This is a genomic window from Novosphingobium sp. 550D (genome assembly GCF_057401885.1).
In genome coordinates this window covers 2617574-2637875 of sequence record NZ_CM171613.1, presented here as the reverse complement: position 1 = coordinate 2637875, position 20302 = coordinate 2617574, and the positions used below count along the sequence as shown (strand labels likewise).

At 61.2% G+C, this 20302-nt stretch carries 21 protein-coding genes; 9 read left to right on the top strand and 12 right to left on the bottom strand.

Annotated features, from left to right (window positions below):
- Positions 1-365: 365 nt before the first annotated feature.
- Together AC2S2E_RS12510 and AC2S2E_RS12505 are read left to right on the top strand one after the other, a co-directional pair.
- A complete protein-coding gene (locus AC2S2E_RS12510) occupies positions 366-3140 on the top strand; it encodes an ATP-dependent DNA helicase (RefSeq protein ID WP_486522552.1) in 2775 nt (924 codons plus the stop codon).
- A 6-nt stretch (positions 3141-3146) separates the two neighbouring features.
- Positions 3147-3707, top strand: coding sequence for a SixA phosphatase family protein (locus AC2S2E_RS12505; protein ID WP_476103750.1), 561 nt, complete (start codon positions 3147-3149; stop codon positions 3705-3707).
- 1 nt (position 3708) lies between these two features.
- Here the strand turns inward: AC2S2E_RS12505 and AC2S2E_RS12500 are convergent, their stop codons facing one another.
- From AC2S2E_RS12500 to rpmF, 5 genes are all read right to left on the bottom strand, one after another.
- Positions 3709-4116 (bottom strand): MerR family transcriptional regulator, encoded by a 408-nt coding sequence (locus tag AC2S2E_RS12500; RefSeq protein WP_486522551.1) that lies wholly within the window; start codon positions 4114-4116, stop codon positions 3709-3711.
- 29 nt (positions 4117-4145) lie between these two features.
- Positions 4146-4439, bottom strand: a complete 294-nt coding sequence (locus AC2S2E_RS12495; RefSeq protein ID WP_486522550.1) for an integration host factor subunit alpha — start codon at positions 4437-4439, stop codon at positions 4146-4148.
- Positions 4440-4562: 123 nt separating this feature from the next.
- On the bottom strand, positions 4563-5531 hold the full coding sequence (locus tag AC2S2E_RS12490; protein WP_486522549.1) for a beta-ketoacyl-ACP synthase III: 969 nt from the start codon (positions 5529-5531) through the stop codon (positions 4563-4565).
- Positions 5532-5545: 14 nt separating this feature from the next.
- Entirely contained in the window at positions 5546-6613 is a 1068-nt protein-coding gene (gene plsX, locus AC2S2E_RS12485; RefSeq protein WP_486522548.1) for a phosphate acyltransferase PlsX, read from the bottom strand.
- A 43-nt stretch (positions 6614-6656) separates the two neighbouring features.
- Complete coding sequence (rpmF, locus tag AC2S2E_RS12480) at positions 6657-6836, bottom strand: 50S ribosomal protein L32 (RefSeq protein ID WP_127707171.1); 180 nt, start codon at positions 6834-6836, stop codon at positions 6657-6659.
- A 161-nt stretch (positions 6837-6997) separates the two neighbouring features.
- Between rpmF and AC2S2E_RS12475 the strand changes: the two genes are divergently transcribed.
- Entirely contained in the window at positions 6998-7411 is a 414-nt protein-coding gene (locus tag AC2S2E_RS12475) for an MAPEG family protein (RefSeq protein ID WP_476103760.1), read from the top strand.
- A gap of 16 nt (positions 7412-7427) precedes the next feature.
- Here the strand turns inward: AC2S2E_RS12475 and AC2S2E_RS12470 are convergent, their stop codons facing one another.
- The gene (locus AC2S2E_RS12470) at positions 7428-8114 is read right to left on the bottom strand and encodes an MBL fold metallo-hydrolase (protein ID WP_476103762.1); all 687 of its coding nucleotides are present in this window, start codon (positions 8112-8114) and stop codon (positions 7428-7430) included.
- Positions 8115-8208: 94 nt separating this feature from the next.
- On the opposite strand from AC2S2E_RS12470, the gene AC2S2E_RS12465 reads away from it, so the two are divergent.
- Positions 8209-8724 carry a thioredoxin family protein gene (locus tag AC2S2E_RS12465; protein ID WP_486522547.1) on the top strand — a complete coding sequence of 172 codons (516 nt, stop codon included), beginning with the start codon at positions 8209-8211 and terminating at the stop codon, positions 8722-8724.
- Between the two features lie 16 nt (positions 8725-8740).
- On the opposite strand, the gene AC2S2E_RS12460 is transcribed toward AC2S2E_RS12465, so the two are convergent.
- On the bottom strand, positions 8741-9391 hold the full coding sequence (locus AC2S2E_RS12460; RefSeq protein WP_476103767.1) for a S24 family peptidase: 651 nt from the start codon (positions 9389-9391) through the stop codon (positions 8741-8743).
- A gap of 112 nt (positions 9392-9503) precedes the next feature.
- Here AC2S2E_RS12460 and AC2S2E_RS12455 point away from each other — a divergent pair, with 112 nt between their 5' ends.
- Both AC2S2E_RS12455 and AC2S2E_RS12450 read left to right on the top strand, forming a co-directional pair.
- The gene (locus AC2S2E_RS12455; protein WP_476103769.1) at positions 9504-9692 is read left to right on the top strand and encodes a hypothetical protein; all 189 of its coding nucleotides are present in this window, start codon (positions 9504-9506) and stop codon (positions 9690-9692) included.
- Positions 9682-10107 (top strand): hypothetical protein, encoded by a 426-nt coding sequence (locus AC2S2E_RS12450; RefSeq protein ID WP_486522546.1) that lies wholly within the window; start codon positions 9682-9684, stop codon positions 10105-10107. Before AC2S2E_RS12455 ends, AC2S2E_RS12450 begins: the two co-directional genes overlap by 11 nt.
- Before the next feature lie 44 nt (positions 10108-10151).
- Here AC2S2E_RS12450 and cysS read toward each other — a convergent pair whose 3' ends face one another.
- The 5 genes from cysS to fsa all read right to left on the bottom strand — a co-directional run bounded on the left by cysS (position 10152) and on the right by fsa (position 15383).
- On the bottom strand, positions 10152-11621 hold the full coding sequence (cysS, locus tag AC2S2E_RS12445; protein WP_486522545.1) for a cysteine--tRNA ligase: 1470 nt from the start codon (positions 11619-11621) through the stop codon (positions 10152-10154).
- A 77-nt stretch (positions 11622-11698) separates the two neighbouring features.
- On the bottom strand, positions 11699-12217 hold the full coding sequence (locus AC2S2E_RS12440) for a DUF2846 domain-containing protein (RefSeq protein WP_486522544.1): 519 nt from the start codon (positions 12215-12217) through the stop codon (positions 11699-11701).
- 58 nt (positions 12218-12275) lie between these two features.
- Positions 12276-12866, bottom strand: coding sequence for a hypothetical protein (locus AC2S2E_RS12435; protein WP_486524659.1), 591 nt, complete (start codon positions 12864-12866; stop codon positions 12276-12278).
- 31 nt (positions 12867-12897) lie between these two features.
- Positions 12898-14712 carry a cobaltochelatase subunit CobT gene (cobT, locus tag AC2S2E_RS12430; RefSeq protein WP_476103777.1) on the bottom strand — a complete coding sequence of 605 codons (1815 nt, stop codon included), beginning with the start codon at positions 14710-14712 and terminating at the stop codon, positions 12898-12900.
- 20 nt (positions 14713-14732) lie between these two features.
- The gene (gene fsa, locus AC2S2E_RS12425; RefSeq protein ID WP_476103779.1) at positions 14733-15383 is read right to left on the bottom strand and encodes a fructose-6-phosphate aldolase; all 651 of its coding nucleotides are present in this window, start codon (positions 15381-15383) and stop codon (positions 14733-14735) included.
- 198 nt (positions 15384-15581) lie between these two features.
- Between fsa and AC2S2E_RS12420 the strand changes: the two genes are divergently transcribed.
- The 3 genes from AC2S2E_RS12420 to atpA all read left to right on the top strand — a co-directional run bounded on the left by AC2S2E_RS12420 (position 15582) and on the right by atpA (position 20276).
- Positions 15582-17753 carry a primosomal protein N' gene (locus tag AC2S2E_RS12420; RefSeq protein ID WP_486522543.1) on the top strand — a complete coding sequence of 724 codons (2172 nt, stop codon included), beginning with the start codon at positions 15582-15584 and terminating at the stop codon, positions 17751-17753.
- A gap of 372 nt (positions 17754-18125) precedes the next feature.
- A complete protein-coding gene (locus tag AC2S2E_RS12415) occupies positions 18126-18680 on the top strand; it encodes a F0F1 ATP synthase subunit delta (RefSeq protein WP_476103783.1) in 555 nt (184 codons plus the stop codon).
- Between the two features lie 66 nt (positions 18681-18746).
- Positions 18747-20276: a F0F1 ATP synthase subunit alpha gene (gene atpA, locus AC2S2E_RS12410; protein ID WP_476103785.1), complete on the top strand. Its 1530-nt coding sequence runs from the start codon at positions 18747-18749 to the stop codon at positions 20274-20276.
- Positions 20277-20302: the final 26 nt, after the last annotated feature.

The window sequence follows — 20302 nt, the reverse complement described above, 5'->3', positions numbered from 1 at the left end:
GCCGAAATGGCAAGCAGGGAATGGCGCATAGGGAAACACCCGGCCCGCGCGAACACGCATCCCCGCTTTACATTATCGAAGCCCACCCTGCGCCATCATTTACCATCACAGTCGCCCAGAACCGTCCAACAGAGGTGTCCGAACATGGTGCAAACACCCCGGAATGTTCATAAACCTGAAGGCCATAGCCCCACATATTGCACATCCCGACCGATGGACCCGTGCGATCGCCTGCGCCGATATGGCCCAATCCGCCCGATGCAAAACCGCCCCAGCCTGATTGAGCGCATTTTGTTCTCCTGACGGGGTAAAACCGCCCGCTGCTCCATTGCCAATCGGCCTGCGCCCCGGCATCAGTCGAGCCAATGGATGACGCCCCCGCCCTGCCCACGCTGGAATTGCCCGCCCTTCATGCCAATCACAGCGGTTGCTGGCTGCGATTGCGGGGCGGCGTCACCAATGCCGTGGGCAAGGGTGAGGCGATTGTCACGGCGGCCGATACGCCGCTGCTGATCCTGAACGCGCCGCTGGTGGCCAGCCGGTTGGGCTATCCCGACCTGTCGGGGCTGGATCTTCTGGAACTTTACGCCTTTGTCCATCCGGCGCGTTTCGTTGTGCCCACGCCCAAGGGGCTGGCGCAAGCCTTGGGACTGCCGGTACCGGGGGGGGATGATGATGTGCCGCTCTTGCTGCAACAGGCGGCGGCGGCGCTCTTGGCCCATTGTTCCGCGCGCGATTGGGTCGAACGCGAAGGCGCGTGGACCGCGCTTCAGGGGCTGGCCAAATTGCGCTGGTCTTGGGCGCCGGTGCTGGCCACGGCCATTGATAAACCGGCGCGGGCGGAACGCTGGTTGTTCTCACGCCTGCCCGAATGGGAGGAGACCGCCGAACGCCCCCAACCCGCGCAGGTTGATTTGCTTCAGGCCGATGTGTTGGGTCAATTGGACCATATCACCGGCCATGGCAGCGAGAGCAGGCAGGGCCAACAGGAATATGCCGCCCGCGCCGCGCATATCTTTGCCCCGCGCACGTCGCGTGGCGCCCCGCACATGCTGCTGGCCGAGGCGGGCACGGGTACGGGCAAGACGCTGGGCTATCTTGCTCCCGCCTCGCTCTGGGCGCATGCCAGCGGCGGGACAGTCTGGGTTTCGACCTATACCAAGGCGTTGCAACGCCAATTGCGCCGTGAGGCCCGGCGCGTCTGGGGTGATTCTGAGCGCGTTGTGGTGCGTAAGGGGCGCGAGAACTATCTGTGCCTCCTGAACCTTGAGGACGCGCTGCAAGGCGGATTTGGCGGGCGTGCCGCCATCCTTGCGCAACTGGTGGCCCGCTGGGCCGCCTATACGCAGGACGGTGATATGATCGGGGGCGATCTTCCGGGCTGGCTGGGCACTTTGTTTCGCCAGCGGGGCATTACATCCCTGACCGACCGGCGGGGTGAATGCGTCTATGCCGGTTGTCCGCATTACCGCAAATGCTTCATCGAACGCTCCGCCCGGGCCAGCGCCGACGCCGATCTGGTGATCGCCAACCACGCGCTGGTCATGGTCAACGCGGCGCGCGGCAAGGATGTCGCCCAGCGCCCCACGCGCATCGTCTTTGACGAAGGCCACCATGTGTTCGAGGCGGCAGACAGCACCTTTTCCGCCGACCTGACCGGGGCCGAGGCGATCGAATTGCGCCGCTGGGTCATCGGGCCGGAAAAGGGATCAAAGGGCCGCCGCCGGGGCCTGTCCGCCCGCCTTGCCGATGTGGCCAGCTATGACGAAGCAGGCGCCCGCGCCATCGCCGCCGCGCGCGAGGCCGCCGAGGCATTACCCGGCGATGGCTGGTTGCAGCGCGTGGTCGAGGGCGAGCCTAGCGGCGAGATTGAATGTTTGCTGGCCGCCGTCCGGGCCACAACCTTTGCCCGCGATGAAAGTGGCGGACAGGAAGCGGGCTATGGATTGGAAACCGAGGCCGCCTCGCTCGATGGCCCCTTTATCGAGGCCGCACTGGCCGCAGGTGAGGCATTGGCGGCCTTGCGCAAACCGTTGATCCAACTGGGCTTGCGGCTGGAAGCGATCATGGATGAACCGCCAGACTGGCTCGACGGCCAGGGCCGTGCGCGCATCGAGGGCGCGCGCGCATCGCTGAGCTGGCGTGTCGATCTGATCGCCGCGTGGGAGGTTTTGCTGGCGCGCCTGTCGGGGCCAGCCGATCCCGCCTTTGTCGACTGGCTGGCGGTGGACCGGGCCGATGGGCGCGAATATGACATGGGCCTGCACCGCCGCTGGGTCGATCCGATGCAGCCTTTTGCCGCCACAGTTCTGAACGGAGCGCATGGGGTAATGATGACCAGCGCCACCCTGCGCGACCGGGCCGGGGACGCGGATTGGGACCAAAGCTGGGAGGGCGCGGTGGCCCGTTCCGGTGCGTCGCATATCGAGGTCGCGCCCGAAGTCGCGGCTTTCGACAGTCCTTTCGATTACGCCAGTCAGGCCGAAGTTTTGATCGTCACCGACATTCCGCGCGGCGATATTCCGGCGCTGGCCGGGGCCTATGGCCAATTGATCGAGGCGAGCGGTGGCGGCGCGCTGGGCCTGTTCACCGCGATCCGGCGGTTACGCGCCGTGCATGGGCGCATTGCCGACCGCATGGCGCGAAACGGCCTGCCGCTCTATGCCCAGCATGTCGATCCGATTGATACCGGAACGCTGGTCGATATTTTTCGCGATGATCCCCATGCGTCTTTGCTGGGCACCGATGCTTTGCGCGACGGCGTGGACGTGCCGGGCGATTCCCTGCGTCTGGTCATCATGGAACAGGTGCCTTGGCCCAAACCGTCGATCCTGCACCGCGCGCGCCGATTGGCGCATCCGCAGGGCGGTCAGGCCCATGACGACCGCATCATCCGCGCACGACTGGCACAGGCTTTTGGCCGGTTGATCCGGGGTCGCGGCGACCGGGGCCATTTCGTTGTTTTGTCCGCCGCATTCCCGTCGCGATTGTTGACGGCCTTTCCCGCCGGCACGCCTGTTGTGCGCTGCACGCTTGCAGAGGCTTTACAAAGGCTGCGCGCCCATGCTTCAGGCGATGCTTCTCCTTTTTCGCGGGCCGAGTCTTCGGCCCAAAGTCGAAATGATTGCCAGAATGGTTGAACGCCGATGAAAACGCTGGGCCTGTTGCGTCACGCCAAATCCGATTGGGGCGATGCCCGCGCGCGCGATTTCGACCGCCCGTTGAACGAGCGCGGGCGAAAGGGCGCGCCGTTGATGGGTAAGCATATCGACCGATATTGCGCAGATCGTGGTCTGCGCTGGGGCCGCATTCTGGCATCGCCTGCGGTGCGGGCGGCCGAAACCATCGAATTGGGCGCGCAGGGGGCCGGCTATGGCCACGCCCTGCCGGTCAATTGGGACCGCCGGATCTATCTGGCATCCTCGGCATCGCTGCTCGATGTGCTGCGTGATCAGGCCGATGATATCGAATCCGTCTTGCTGGTCGGCCATAATCCTGGGTTGGAAGATCTGATCTTTGATCTCGTGCCCGACGACGGTTCATCGCCCTTGCGCGATGTGGTCGAACAGAAATTCCCCACCTCCGCCTTTGCAGTGATGGAGGTGGATGTTGATAGCTGGAAAGACATTGAAGAAGGTCAGGCGCGCCTGGTCCACCTGATGCGCCCCCGTGATCTGGACCCCGCCTTGGGGCCGGAAAGGCTCTAATTCAGGCCAGCGCCGCGGCCAGTTGCGCGCGCAGGGCGATCAGGTCGGCGAGCAATTGAGAGTCATTGACGGACGCTGCCACCACTGGCGCAGTTTCCGGCACAGTTTCCAGTTCCGGCGCCGTTTCGACCTTCTTTTGCGATTGGAGCCATTTCTTGGCGCCGCGCAACGTGAACCCTTCACGATGGACCAGTCGGTCGATCGTGCTGATCAGTTCCACGTCTTCGGGACGGTAAAGGCGCCGTCCACCAGCACGCTTGACCGGACGCAACATCGGGAATTGCTCTTCCCAATAACGCAGGACATGCGGCTGGATCGACAGCGCCTTGGAAACTTCACCAATCGTGCGAAATGCTTCGGGCGCCTTGCCGTCGTCGGTGGACGTTGATGCGCTCACTTCTTCAGCCATGCCCGAAACTTCCCACTGTCCCGACCCGATCAACCGGCAACCCGGTCTTTCAACATCTGGCTGGCGCGGAACGTCAGCACGCGGCGCGGCGTAATCGGCACTTCAACCCCGGTTTTGGGATTGCGCCCGATGCGCTCGGTCTTGTCGCGCAAAAGAAAGGTGCCAAAGCCCGAGATCTTCACGTTCTCGCCCTCGGCCAAAGAGTCGGAGACCAGATCAAGGATCGATTCCACCATGTTCAGGGAATCGGCCCGAGACAGGCCCAGCTTGCGGTTGATGGCTTCAGCCAGATCAGCTCTTGTCAGTGTAGACATAGATCGCACTATCACCCCTCCAAAGGCCTCTTGTGGGCACCCCTCACCACACAAGATAGCAAATATCGCGGGTAATACAATGCCATCCCGCGTCGGATTCGACGCAATATAAGCAAATTCGCAATAAAGAGTTTAGATGCGGATCAGGCTTGCGCCCCATGTAAATCCGCCACCCATCGCCTCGAGCATGACCAGCTGCCCCGGTTGAATCCGGCCGTCACGCACCGCGCAATCCAGCGCCAAGGGCACCGATGCGGCCGAGGTATTGGCATGATCCTGCACCGTCATCACGACCTTTGCCGAAGGCATGTTCAGCTTCTTGGCGGTCGCCTCAAGGATGCGCGCATTGGCCTGATGCGGGACCAGCCAATCGATATCCTTCGGCGTAAATCCTGCTTCTTCAAGCACTTCGCCAAGAACAGAGGCCAGATTGACCACGGCATGACGGAACACTTCGCGCCCCTTCATCCGCAGTTTGCCAACATCGCCGGTGGTCGAAACGCCACCATCGACGAACAACAACTGGTTATGCGCGCCATCGGCATGCAGCTTGGTGGCAAGAATGCCCGGCGCATCAGCATCTTCGCTTTCGCGCGCCTCGAGAACCACCGCGCCGGCGCCATCGCCGAACAGAACACAAGTCGCGCGATCGTCCCAATCGAGAATTCGACTGAAAGTTTCCGCACCGATCACCAGCGCGCGGCGCGCCTGACCACAGCGCAACATCGAATCGGCCACGCCCATGGCATAAAGAAAGCCCGAGCATACCGCCGCCACGTCAAAGGCGATCCCACCATTGGCGCCAATCGCATTCTGAACGATCGTTGCGGAGGCGGGAAAGGTCTGATCAGGCGTGGCGGTCGCCAGAATGATCAGGTCAATGTCTTTGCCCTCAACCCCGGCCGCTTCCAGCGCCTGACGCGCCGCAGCCGTGGCCAGCGAACTGGTGGTTTCCCCCTCACCCGCCAGATAGCGTTGACGGATGCCGGTGCGTTCGACAATCCATTCGTCGCTGGTGTCCACCTTTTCCGCCAGTTCCACATTGGGAACCACACGCGAAGGCAGAGCGCTGCCCGTACCGATCAAAACCGAACGCCGCATGACCTGCCCCATATTTATCGACCGGCCTCGGCCGCGATCTTGTGGGGTGCGCGCAGCGTCTCGGTGCCAAGCCTTGCCAGGTCGGCCTTGATCCGTTCGGTCAGATTTTCCTCCAGCAGCCGTTGAGTCACCCCAACCGCATTGGCCACGCCAACCGCATTGGCGCTGCCGTGGCTTTTGACGACAACCCCGTTCAGGCCCAGAAAAACCGCGCCATTATGATTGTTGGGGTCAAGATGATGTTTGAGAAGATCCGTCGCAGGACGTGAGATCAGAAAACCGACCTTCGAACGCAGCGAGGATGAAAACGAACGGCGCAGCAGGTCACCGACAAAACGCGCGGTACCTTCAATCGCCTTGAGCGCGATATTGCCCGAAAAACCGTCGGTGACGACAACGTCCACCTCGCCGCGACAGATCTTGTCCGCCTCGGTAAAGCCGTCAAAGGCCATCGACAGATCACCCGCACGCTCTTTCAACAGAGCCGCGGCTTCGCGCAATTCTTCGGTGCCCTTGATATCTTCGGTGCCAATGTTGAGCAGGCGCACGCGCGGCTCAGGCTGGCTGTTCACGATGCGCGCGTAAGCGGCGCCCATGATGGCAAATTGCACCAGATTGCGTGCGTCGCACTCGGTATTGGCACCAAGGTCGAGCATCACGACATCGCTGGGTTGCAATGTGGGCATGATTGCGGCCAGAGCCGGACGATCAATACCGGGAATTGTACGCAGGGCCAGCTTGGCAATCGCCATCAGCGCGCCTGTGTTGCCCGCGCTCAGGGCTGCGCCCGCCGAACCATCCTTGACCGCATGGATAGCCATGCCCATCGAAGTGGTCCGCGCGCGGCGCAGAGCCTGACTTGGCTTGTCCTCGCCGCTGATGGCATCATCAGCATGGAGGATCTCTACCAGCGGACGAAGGGCCGAATGACGGTCCAGCGCCCGCTCAATCCCGGATTGGTCACCTACGAGGAGGAAGCGCACCTGCGGATAACGGTCCGCCGCCAGGGCCGCACCAGCGACCATGACCTGCACACCTTCATCCCCGCCCATCGCGTCGATTGCGATACGCGGAAAATTCATGGTGCAACTACCCCTTCACAGGCCCCCAATCGGGAGCCGGACATTAAAGACCGACTGCGATGATCTCACGACCATTGTAATGGCCGCAGGACGGGCAGAGGTTGTGCGGGCGCTTCAGTTCGCCGCAGTTCGAGCACTCGTGGAAAGCTTCGACCTTCAGCGCATCATGGCTGCGACGCATGCCGCGACGGCTGGGGGAAGTTTTTCTCTTAGGGACAGCCATTTCGGCACCTATTCCTGAAATATACGAATTAGACGACAAAAGCCGCCCGATATGCGTTGCCGCACAGGCGGATGCGAAGCGGCGCCTATACCGGATTTCTCGTGCGTTGCAAGTCGCTGATGGCTATGGCGACCACGAAAGATCGAGAGGGAGCTGCAAATATGAACTTACTGAACCTCAACGCCGTGCTTTTGCCCACAACTCTATGCCTTTGCGCGGCGGCGGCTGTCATCAATTTCTGGCTTGGCCTGCGCATTGGACGCCTTCGCATCGCACGAAAGGTGGAAATGGGCGATGGCAATGACCCTCTGATCTATGCCCGGATGCGCGCCCAATCCAATTTCATCGAAAATACGCCCATCACCCTGATTCTCTTTGCCGCCGTGGAACTCGCGGGCAAGGGCAGCTGGTGGCTCGCGCTTGTGGGCGCGGTATTTATGGCCGGGCGGATCATGCACGCCTTTGGCATGGACGGTAATTTCAAACCCGGCCGCCCCTTTGGCACGGCCAGCGCCTATCTGGTGCAACTGGGCCTTGCCGTAGTGGCCGTGTTGACGGCGGTCCGCGTTATCTGAACCGCCGTACACTTACTTAGCCATAGATGCTGCCCACGAAAGGATTGGTCAGCATCTCATGGCCGAATGTGCTGCACGGACCATGGCCGGGGACGAAAGTAATGTCCTTGCCCAGCGGCCAGAGCTTGCCCGTGATCGAATCGATCAATTGCTGATGGTCGCCCTTGGGAAAGTCGGTGCGCCCGATGCTGCCCTGAAACAAAACATCGCCGACAATGGCCAGACGCGAGGGTTCGTGGAAAAACACCACATGCCCCGGCGTATGGCCGGGGCAATGCAGGACCTGAAACTCCAATTCGCCCACCGTCACCGTATCACCATCGACCAGCCAGCGGTCAGGCTCAAAGCTTTTGCCCGCAAGGCCCATGCGCATATTGGGGTTGTCGAGGCCCTCGATCCAGAAGCGGTCGCCTTCATGCGGCCCCTCGATCGTCAACCCCAGATCCTGCGCCAAAACGCCCGCCAGACCGCAATGATCCATATGCCCATGCGTGACGAGCAGCTTTTCCAGCGTCACGCCGCGCCGTGCCACCTCGGCCTTTAATTTATCCAGATCGCCGCCCGGATCGATCAACGCCCCGCGCATGGTTTTCGTACACCACACCAGCGAGCAATTCTGCTGGAACGCGGTGACAGGGATGAGATGGATGCGCAGCGGCGGTTCACCGCTTGCACCGGTGTCAGTAGGTTTGCTTTCAGCCATGACGGAAATCCTAGTGCCACCGCGGCGCGAAGGCCAGTAGAGAAGAGCGAAAGGATCGCTATATATACTCTATCGTCTTACTAAGGATTACGAGATGCGTCACCTCCTCGTCGGCCTCGCCCTTGCCGCTGCTCCCATGATGAGCGCGCCCGCCATGGCCGCCCCCGCCCCGCGCCTGCCCGAAACCAGCTTTGCCGCCCTGCCCCAGCCGTTGCCGCTGCCCTATGATGAGGCCGCCGACGCGCATAAGGACGTGGCCGCCGCCATCGCCCGCGCCAAAAAGGCCAAGAAACTGGTGCTGATCGATCTGGGCGGCAACTGGTGCCCAGATTGCCGCATTCTGGCCGGAACCATGGCTCTGCCCAGCCTGAATCCCTGGGTCAAAAAGCACTTTGAACTGGTGACCGTGGACGTGGGCCGCTACACCAAAAATCTGGACATCGGCGCGGCCTATGGCGTGACGCGTCCCAAGGGTGTTCCCGCGCTGTTCGTAGTGGATCCCAAGACGAACAAGCTGCTCAACCCAACCACTTCCGTTACGGCTCTGGCCGATGCGCGTTCGATGACGCCGCAATCGCTGGCCGACTGGCTGGCACAGTGGACCAAGTAATCGGGATGCGGGCGGTTTAAAGCCGCCCGCCCTTCCACACGACGCGGCCGATCACGGCCACCTCCTCCGGCGACAGATCGATGGGATCATAGGCCGGATTTTCGCTTTTCAGGCGCACCTTTCCGGGGCGCCCCATGTCGATCCTCTTGACCAGAACATGGTCCCCCACGCGCACCACATGGATGCCATCGGCCAAGGCGCGGCGCGACTGATCGACCAGAATTTCATCGCCATCATTGAGCACGGGATGCATCGAATCCCCCGCCACCGCGATCGTCGTCAATTGCGACGGGGTCAGCCCCATGCTGCGCAACCAATCGCGCGAGAAACGCAGGGCGCCGAACGGCACCTCTCCACCCGCAAAGGCGCCCGGCCCCGCCGAGGCGTCAACCGCCAGACGCGGCACATCGACCCAATGTTCGCGCGGGGATTTTTCCAGCGGAGAAAAGGATTTTTCCTCTGATCCGCCCAATCGCGACTCGTCGATTCCAAAGAAATTGGCCAGTTTCCGCCGGTCACCTTCCTCCAGCTTGCGCGGGCTGCCCTTTTTGACAAATTGCTGCAAGTAACTGGAATTACGACCTATTAACCCGGAAAGCGCCGCCAGGCTCACGCCTCGCTCTGCCGAAAGAGCCATCAGAGTGGATTGCGCATTTTCCTGTTCCATGTCCAAATTTATACCATAGGAAATTTCCTAGACAAGTAGGATTTCTTATGAGAACAAATGAGCAACAGATCCGGCGAATCGGACCTAACTTCAAACCAATGAAGGGGGCTTCATGCTGTTGCGAATGATAGAGGATTTCCTGTGCCGTACCGGCATGCCGTGGACAAAGTTCGGGCGCATCGTGGCCCATGATCCGCGTCTTGTCGGCGATATGCGCAATGGGCGCAGCCCCCGGCCCGATCTGGCCGCCCGCATCGAAAACTATATCACCACCTATTCGGAGATGCCCAATGCGCTTTGACTTTCGCACCAGCAACGACATCGACGCCCAGCGCGTAGCCCTGTTCAGCCCCGCCGCCCGCATGAATGAAACCAAGGGCGTCGGCGCCCCGCGCGCCCGTTTACGCCACCCTTCGGTCCTTCTGCTCGATGCGGTTATGCGCCTTGCGGGGGAACGTGGCGAATTGATCTCTCACGCCGAACGGCCTTGGGCCAGCGCGACTTTTAACGGCTCGCGCCATACGATCACGCTGCTGTTCAATGGCAAGGACGGCGCCGCCGCCGCCGAGGAATTTATCGCCAGCATTCCCGAACATGAATTCACCATCCGCGGCCAACTGGTCGCCGATGCGGTGGTCAGCGAAGTCACCCACGTTCAATTGCCCGTGGAGCGCGTCGTTGTGGAAACCGAACTGCTGCTTTTGGCCGACGGATAAGCCTTGCTGGATGGCAAGGGGCATCCGGCCCCTTGCCTAAATCCTCAACCCAATTTCCATTCCCAGCCAAGCGGGTCGCCATCCATGGCCTCGACACCCTTGGCCGCCAATTCATCACGAAGCGCGTCGGATCGCGCAAAATCCTTTTCCGCCCGCGCTTCCTTGCGCTGAACCAGAACGGCCTCGATCTCTCCCTCGGTGATCGAGGCGGCCTTGGGACGGATCCGCAGATCACCGCGTTCCATGGCCAGCAGGTTCAGGCCCAGCACATTGTCCATCGCCGTGATCGCGCCCAGCTTTTCGGTGGCCGGCACCTTCTTCATCGAGGCGACTTCCTCCAGCAGCGTCAGAGCGACCGGCGTGTTGAGATCATCGCTGATGGCCGCTTCGAAACGCTCCATCACCGGCGCGATCTTCTGGCCCCAACCGCCGATGGCCGCATAGCCGGCGTCGGCGCATTGCGCCTTCACCTGCGCCACGGCCATCAACAGACGTTTCAGGCGTACCAATGCCGCGCCCAGACCTTCCCAACTGAACTCCAGTTCGCTGCGATAATGCGCCTGAAGGCACATCAGGCGATAGGCCAGCGGGTGATAACCACGGTCGATCAGCAATTGCAGCCGAAGAAATTCGCCCGAAGACTTCGACATCTTGCCGCTGCGTTCAACCAGGAAATTGTTGTGCATCCAGAATTGCGCGCCCGAATTGGCGGCGTGATCCAGCCCGCCACAACCACAAGCGGCCTGATTCTGGGCAATTTCATTGGGGTGGTGGATTTCGCGATGGTCGATCCCGCCGGTGTGGATGTCAAAGGGAAAGCCCAGCACCTCACCCGACATGACCGAACATTCCAGATGCCAGCCCGGCGCACCGCGACCCCACGGGCTGTCCCACTCCATCTGCCGCTTCTCACCCGGCGGAGTTTTGCGCCAGATAGCGAAGTCGGCGGCATTGCGTTTGCCATCGACCTTTTCGATGCGCCCCTCGCCCTCCTCGGTATTGGCGCGGGCCAACCGCCCATAGTCGGCCACAGTCGACACATCGAAATAGAGGCCACTGTCCAGTTCATAGCAGTGAGCGGGCGCGATCTTCTTCGCAAACTCGATCATCTGGGGCACGTAATCGGTGGCGATGGTCCACTTGGCAGGCTGACGAATATTCAGCGCGCGCACGTCGGCCCAATAGGCCTGCTTGTAATGCTCGGCGATGTCCCAGATGGATTGGGCCTGCGTGCGGGCCATCTTCTCCATCTTGTCCTCGCCCGCATCGGCGTCATCGGTCAAATGGCCAACATCGGTGATGTTGATCACATGGGTCAGCTTCAACCCCTTGAACGAGAGCGTGCGCCCCAGAATATCGGCGAACACATAAGCCCGCATATTGCCGATATGGGGATAATTATAGACCGTCGGCCCGCAGGAATAGACCCGCGCCTCACCGGGATGGACAGGCGTAAAGGTCTCGGTCTGGCGGGTCAGGCTGTTGAACAGCCGAAGAGGCGTTTGCTCGGTCATGGCGCGCGGCGTAAACGCCCGCCCGGCAAAAGGTCAAGAGGGCGCGGGCGCGCATAAAGCGGCCCGCACGAAATTCATCAATGTGCAGCGACCGGCGCCGAAACCGTCACCCCGGCCAGCGTAGCGATCTCGTCAGGCTTGAGCACACCTTCGCCATAATTTTTCGGATCGGAGAGCGAGAGCTTCTTGTTACCCCGGAAATCGGCTTCTTTGGCAGGGAACAGATCCGGGCGGCCCGTCATGATGCCCATCTTGATCCGGCAACCGACATATTGCACTTCATCGGCTTCAAGCTCGAGCGTCACCTTATCCTTGGCTTCGCTGGACACCGAAAAGCTGTGCTTGCCCGGTTCAGCGGCATAGACGAAATAGCGCCCGACCCCCATTGAGCTGATCTTCTTGTCATTTTCCGAAACAGCACAGCTGATGGCCGCGCCAAAGATCGACGCGCTGCGATAGAAAACCACCAAACCCTTGCCCTTGGGCGCGGGGGGCACAACCATCATCAATTCGGGCGGCGTGTCATAAGCCATCGCCGGCATCGAAATCCCACATGCCAACACCGATGCAAACACCGCCATTTGTTTGAAACGCATTAAACCCACTCCCGTTGTAAAACTGCTTTCGTTTGGATCGAGTTTCAGCGCTCAACCGTCAGGGAGCGACCGAAAAATCGGCGGCCACCTTGGCTTCCGCGATCGTACCTGAAGGAACAACCACTTCCTTGCCCTTCATGAACCAGCCCGCCATGGCCGCGATTGGAACGGTTGCCGCTGAAGCTATCATGATGCGATTGACGTCTTTGATGCCGCTTTTCCCGTTTTCCGCCATATGCATCGAACGCAAACGCAAATGCTGTCCATTCACGTCAATCCAGCGGGCGGCCAGAATAAGCTCACCCGGCCCGCCACTCATACTGGATTTTTTGGCGTGCACGACTTCACCTTCGCCCAAGGCGCCTGCGGCGATGATGGTTTTACCATCCATGACAATGGGGTCGGCCAGTCGGATGGGGAAATGCGCATCCGGCTTTGAAATCGCACTTCCTTGCGCTTCAAGAATCTCGATGCGGACAGGGGTCAATGCCGCAATAACCTTCGCATTGGTTACGGGCACAGCCCCATTAGGCGCTTCCTGGGCAAACAAATGACAAGAGAACAGCGCAAGGCCACATGCCGCCGAGCGCAAAAAAAGCCTAATCATAAAGTGATAGCCCCCCCAGACCCTGTGGAAGCTATCGTTCAAATTCCTTAGTGGCAATCACCAATAACGTGATTCATCCATCTTCGAACAAACCAGCCAATTGTTCGATCATCGTGCCGCCCAATTGTTCGACATCCATGATCGTCACGGCGCGGCGGTAATAGCGCGTCACATCATGCCCGATGCCGATGGCCACCAGTTGCACCGGCGACTTGCTTTCGATCCAGCCGATCACGCGGCGCAGGTGGCCCTCAAGATAGCCCGCAGCATTGACCGACAAAGTGCTGTCATCAACCGGCGCGCCGTCGGAAATCACCATCAGGATGCGGCGATCTTCCGGTCGCGAGAGCAGACGGTCATGCGCCCATTTCAGCGCCTCGCCGTCGATGTTTTCTTTCAGCAAACCTTCGCGCATCATCAGGCCAAGGTTCTTGCGCGCCCGGCGCCAAGGTTCATCGGCCTTTTTATACACGATATGGCGCAGATCGTTCAAACGCCCCGGATGCGCCGGCTTGCCCGCGGCCAGCCACGCCTCGCGGCTCTGTCCGCCCTTCCACGCGCGGGTGGTAAAGCCAAGGATCTCGGTCTTGACCCCGCAACGTTCCAGCGTGCGCGCCAGAACATCGGCGGAAATGGCCGCGATGGAAATCGGCCGCCCGCGCATCGAGCCGGAATTGTCGATCAGCAGCGTGACGATCGTATCCTTGAACTCGACATCGCGCTCGACCTTGTAACTGAGCGAGGAACCGGGCGCGACGACGATACGCGAGAGACGCGCCGCGTCCAAAATGCCCTCTTCCTGATCAAAGTCCCAACTGCGGTTCTGCTGCGCCATCAGACGCCGCTGGAGCCGGTTGGCAAGGCGCGTGACAATACCCTGCAACCCCTTCAACTGTGCATCCAGATAGGCGCGCAGACGGGTCAGTTCATCGTCGTCGCACAGATCCTGCGCAGCCACGACCTCGTCAAATTTTTCCGAAAAGACCTTGTAATCAAAATCATTGGGCAGATCGGTCCACGGGCGATTGGGGCGCGTGGGCAACATGCCTTCGTCGCTGTCGTCGCCTTCGTCGTCCATCTGACCGTCATCTTCGATTTCGGTCTGTTGTTCGCTGTCGCCCTGTTCGTCGCCCTGGCTGCGGTCGGCGGCCATTTCAACAGGCTGCTGCTCCTGTCCGGGCTGATCCTCGTCCTGCTGCTCTTCCTTGTCCTGCTCGGCATCCTCATTGTCCTCATCCTCGCCGGGTTCATCCACGGCTTCGGGCTTGGTCAATTCCAAATGGCGCAGCATGTCCAAAGCAAGGCTTTGAAAGGCGCGCTGATCGTTCAGCTTTTCGGCCAGCGCGGCAATATCCCCGCCCGCCTTTTCCTCGATAAAGGCGCGGCGCATTTCAACGCCGCCTCTGGCCATTTCCGGGATCGGCTGGCCAGTCAGCTTTTCGCGCAGGATGAGAGCAAGCGCCGTGTGCATCGGCACCTGCTCTGCGCGTTCGGCGCGGGAAATGGCGTCTGTCGCCATCCGCATATCCAGCGCCGCACCCAGATTTTCACGCATTCCGGCATAGTCATTGGCCCCGAGCGCCTCAAAGCGCACGGTTTCCACCGCATCAAAGGCCGCACGAGCCACCGCATCCTGCGGCGCGTTCTTGCGGTGAAGCGCCTCATTATGGTGCTTCAAACGCAGCGCATAGGAATCGGCAAACCCGCGCGCCTCCATGGCGGCTTCGCGCGGGATGCCACGCCCCGGCATCGGGATGCGGAACGTCGCACCCGTCTGGCTGGGGTTATCCGCGCTCCAGTTCACCTCAATATCCGCGCGTTCAGCGATCGCGCGTGAGGCCCCGGTCAGCGCAGCCTTGAAACGGTCGAGAGGAGTTTCCTCGGCCAATGTCTATCCTTCGGAAATTATTACAAGCTCTGGCCGGTCTTGGCCCAGTCAGCCATGAAACCTTCAATGCCCTTGTCCGTCAAGACATGCTTGACCAGCCCCTTGATGACGGCGGGCGGCGCGGTCATCACGTCGGCGCCGATGCGGGCGCATTCCAGAACATGCACGCCATGACGGATCGAAGCGGCCAGAATTTCGGTCGCATAGTTATAGTTGTCATAGATCAGGCGGATGTCACGGATCAGGTCCAGACCATCAAAGCCATTGTCATCGTGACGACCGATGAAGGGCGAGATGAAGGTCGCGCCCGCCTTTGCGGCCAGCAGAGCCTGATTGGCCGAGAAGCACAGCGTCACGTTGACCTTGGTGCCGTCGCCGGTCAACGCCTTGCAGGTTTTCAGGCCATCAATGGTCAGCGGAACCTTGATGCAGACATTGTCGGCGATCTTGCGCAGGATTTCGGCCTCACGCATCATGCCTTCGTGGTCCAGGGCAATGACTTCGGCCGAAACCGGGCCATCGACGATGCCGCAGATTTCCTTGGTCACTTCCAGAAAATCACGGCCCGACTTGGCGATCAGCGAAGGGTTGGTGGTGACGCCATCAAGCAGGCCCGTTGCGGCCAGTTCCTTGATGTCGTTGATCTCGGCGGTATCGACGAAAAACTTCATGGGGTGTCCCCTGATTGGCGCGCGCCCGGCGGTGGGCGCGATTCTTGAAACGCTCTACCCCGCCGCCTATAGGCATGAGCGCCGCGCAACCCAAGCCCCCACTTGCACGAGTTTTATCGCCACATCGCTCGTCGGCCAAATTATGCCTGCGCGAAGGCGACTTGACCCACCGGGGCGTTTGGTCGCATGGCCTTGCCCATGACCCGCGCGCGCCTGCTTGTGATGAACTCTGCCCTGCCGGTGCTGGATTACCGGGTGCCCCATGGCATGGAGGTCGAACACGGCAGCGTGGTGATCGCGCCGCTCGGGCCTCGTCAGGTTATGGGCATCGTGTGGGAACCTGAACGCCTGCCCGGTGAAGAAGTGGGCGACAATCGCCTGCGTCCGCTGCTCTCTGTGTTGCCGGTGCCGCCCTTGCCCGCACCTTTGCGCCGGTTGATTGAATGGACGGCGGATTATTACTGCGCCTCGCTGGCCAGCGTCGCGCGCATGGCCTTGTCTTCCACCGCCGCATTGCAGGGCGGGCGGATGATGACCGAATATCGGCTGGCGCCCAATGCCGAACCGCCCAAACGCCTGACCCCGCAACGCGCCGCCGCATTGGAAACCTTACAGGGCATGCAGGGCACCCTACGCGAATTGGCCGAGGCCGCCAGCGTGACCGAGGGCGTCTTGCGCGGCATGGTCAATGGCGGGATGATGGAAACGGTGCGGGTCGATCTGGACCGCCCCTATCCATTGGCCGACCCGGCCTTTGATCAACCCGACCTGTCCGAAGGGCAACAGGCCGCCGCCGATCAGATGGTCGATGCGGTGCGTGGTGAAGCCTTTGCCCCCTTCCTCCTCGACGGCGTGACAGGCAGCGGTAAGACCGAAACCTATTTCGAGGCCGTGGCCGAGGCAATCCGCCTTGGCCGACAGGTTTTGGTGATGCTGCCCGAAATCGCACTGACGCAGAACTTCCTGCGCCGGTTCGAGGCGCGCTTCGGGGTGGAGCCGGTCTTGTGGCACTCCAGCCTGAAATCAGCCGAACGCCGTCGGGCGTGGCGGGCCATCGCCGCGGGCCAAGCTCAAGTGGTGGTGGGCGCGCGATCGGCACTGTTCCTGCCCTTCCCGCGCCTTGGCCTGATCGTGGTGGACGAAGCGCATGAGGTGTCGTTCAAGCAGGACGATGGCGTGCGCTATAATGCCCGCGATGTGGCGGTGATTCGCGCAAGGTTTGAAAAGATCCCCGTCGTATTGGCTTCGGCCACTCCCGCGCTGGAAAGCCTGACCTTGGCCGAGGCGGGCGTATACAAACGAATCATCCTGCCCGATCGTTTCGGCGGGGCGCAATTGCCCGATATTCAGATCATCAATCTGATCCAGCATCCGCCAGAGCGAAACCACTGGATTTCGCCGCCATTGGTCAAAAAGCTGGAGGAACGGTTGGAGAAGGGTGAGCAATCGCTGCTGTTCCTCAACCGGCGCGGTTATGCGCCTTTGACGCTGTGCCGATCATGCGGCCATCGGTTTCAATGTGATACGTGCAGCGCGTGGCTGGTGGAACACCGCCTCTCGCGCCGCCTCGCCTGTCACCATTGCGGACAGGAACAGCCCATGCCCACCGCCTGCCCCGAATGCGGCGAGGCCGATTGCCTGGTGGCCTGCGGGCCGGGGGTGGAACGCATCGCCGACGAAGTGGCCGAGATTTTGCCATCGGCCCGCGTCGCGGTGGTCACGTCGGACACATTGAACACGCCCGACAAGGTGGCCGAATTCGTGGCGACGGCCGAAGCCAAAATGGTCGATGTGATTGTCGGCACGCAGCTGGTTACCAAAGGTTACCATTTCCCTGACCTGACTTTGGTTGGCGTGATTGATGCCGATCTGGGGCTGGAAGGCGGCGATCTGCGCGCGGGCGAGCGCTCTTATCAACAGATCGCGCAGGTGGCCGGGCGCGCGGGGCGGGGTGAAAAGCCGGGCGAAGTGCTGATTCAAACCCGCCACCCCACCGCGCCCGTCATCGCCGCTCTGGCCGCAGGCGACCGCGACGCCTTTTATGAGGCCGAGGCGGAGGGGCGCCGCCATGCCGGTGCGCCGCCTTTTGGTCGCTGGGCGGCCATTATCGTTTCCAGCGAGGAAGAATCGGAGGCCAAGGAGGCCGCAAGGGCCATTGGCGGCACGCGCCCCAACCTGCCCGATGTCGCGATTCTGGGGCCGGCGCCGGCGCCTTTGTCCCTCTTGCGCGGGCGCTATCGCTATCGCCTGCTGGTCAACGCCAAGCGCAGCGCTGAATTGCAAAAGGTGCTGCGCGAATGGCTGGGCGCGCTGAAATTCCCGCAAGGCGTGCGAGTCAGCATCGATATCGACCCTTATTCCTTTGTCTAAAGGCGGCCTTCACAGGCGACCATCGACTAAACCATGCGCCGAACGGGCCGATTATGCCCCAAAAAAATTCAATTCAGCGCATCACCGATAGAAATACGCGTAACGCCGTCCATGGCATCCAATGGTCCCCTTGCGATCAATGATTTTTCGGGCAAAGTGACGCATAGGAATGCATTGCGCATTTCTCAGACAATCTGACCAATTCGGCGCTGGACCATGGACTTTGGAATCAGGTCGCATCGGGCCGCTTGCATCGTGCGGTAATCGTCGCTATGCGCGCCGCCCAAGGGGGACAGATACGCAGTTTGACGCTGCGCATCCTTACCTTTGCGAACCGGCATAGAGCCTTCCGGCAAGAGGGGACGTAAAAGCGTGGACAATTCCGCCGGCATTACTGCCAGTCTTCAGGGGCGCTACGCGTCCGCCCTGTTTGAACTGGCGCAGGATTTGGGCGCGGTCAGCGCCGTAGAAGCGGACCTTGAGACTTTGGGTGCGGCCATTGCCGAATCCGACGATCTGGGTGCCCTGATTCGCAACCCGCAGATCAGCCGCGATGCGGCTGGCCGTGCGGTAGAGGGTGTCGCCGGGGTGTTGGGCCTTGGTGATGTGACCCGCAAGTTCCTTGGCGTGTTGGCTGCTGGCCGCCGTCTTTCGGCCCTGCCCGACATTCTTCGTGCATTTGCAGCCATCGCGGCTGCGGCGCGCGGCGAAGTGACGGCACAGGTCACCAGCGCCCATCCGCTCAGCGACGATCAGCTTTCGGCCCTTTCGGCCAAGCTGGCGGCCCGCGAAGGCAAGGCCATCAAGCTGAAGACCAGCGTGGATCCGGAACTGCTTGGCGGTCTGGTTGTACGCATCGGCAGCCAGCAGATCGATAGCTCGATCCGCACCCGTCTCAATTCTCTCGCCCAAAAGATGAGGGGCTAACAGGCCCCTCCTAAAGGGTCGATTGCGGGGCCTTGGCCCCCAACAAGGTTCGATGAAAGGCTGAACATGACAATTCGCGCCGCAGAAATCTCGAAGGTCATCAAGGACCAGATTGCCAACTTCGGCACCGAAGCCCAGGTTTCGGAAGTCGGCTCCGTTCTCTCGGTGGGTGACGGTATTGCCCGCATCCATGGTCTGGACAAGGTTCAGGCCGGTGAAATGGTGGAATTCGCCAACGGCGTTCAGGGCATGGCTCTGAACCTGGAAGCCGACAACGTCGGCGTCGTGATCTTTGGCTCGGACAGCGAGATCAAGGAAGGCGACACCGTCAAGCGCACCGGCACCATCGTGGACGTGCCGACCGGCAAGGGTCTGCTGGGCCGCGTGGTGGACGCTTTGGGCAACCCGATCGACGGCAAGGGCCCGATCATGTACACCGAGCGCCGCCGCGTCGAAGTTAAGGCTCCGGGCATCATCCCCCGCAAGTCGGTGCACGAACCCGTGCAGACCGGCCTCAAGGCCATTGACGCTCTGGTTCCGGTTGGCCGCGGCCAGCGCGAACTGATCATCGGCGACCGTCAGACCGGCAAGACTGCGGTGGCGATCGACACGTTCATCAACCAGAAGGCCGCCAACGCCGGTGATGACGAATCGAAGAAGCTGTACTGCATCTACGTCGCCGTGGGTCAGAAGCGTTCGACAGTCGCCCAGATCGTGCGTCAGCTCGAAGAAAACGGCGCGATGGAATATTCGGTCGTGATCGCCGCGACCGCTTCGGAACCCGCTCCGCTTCAGTACCTGGCGCCCTACACCGGCGCTGCGATCGGTGAATTCTTCCGCGACAACGGCATGCACGCCGTGATCGTGTATGACGACCTTTCCAAGCAGGCCGTGGCCTATCGTCAGATGTCGCTGCTGCTGCGTCGTCCTCCGGGCCGTGAAGCTTATCCGGGCGACGTATTCTATCTGCACTCGCGCCTTCTGGAACGCGCTGCCAAGCTGAACGATGACATGGGCGCCGGTTCGCTGACCGCCCTGCCGATCATCGAAACGCAGGCGGGCGACGTGTCGGCCTACATTCCGACCAACGTGATCTCGATCACCGACGGCCAGATCTTCCTTGAAACCGGCCTGTTCTATCAGGGCATCCGTCCGGCCATTAACGTTGGTCTGTCGGTGTCGCGCGTGGGTTCGTCGGCTCAGACCAAGGCGATGAAGAAGGTTGCCGGCTCGATCAAGCTGGAACTGGCCCAGTATCGCGAAATGGCCGCGTTTGCCCAGTTCGGTTCGGACCTCGACGCTTCGACCCAGAAGCTGCTGAACCGCGGTGCGCGTCTGACGGAGCTGCTCAAGCAGGCTCAGTTCTCGCCGCTCGGTTTTGAAGAACAGACCTGCGTCATTTTCGCTGGCACCAACGGCTATCTGGACACCGTTCCGGTCAACCGCGTCACCGAATATGAAGCCGAACTGCTCAGCTTCCTGCGTTCGCAGCATGGCGATCTGCTCGACCTGATCCGCAACACCAAGGATCTGGGCGACGAAGCCAAGGGCAAGCTCAAGGCCGCTCTGGACGCCTTCGCCAAGCAGTTCGCTTAAGTCCGTTCTAGCTACGAAAGGTAGTT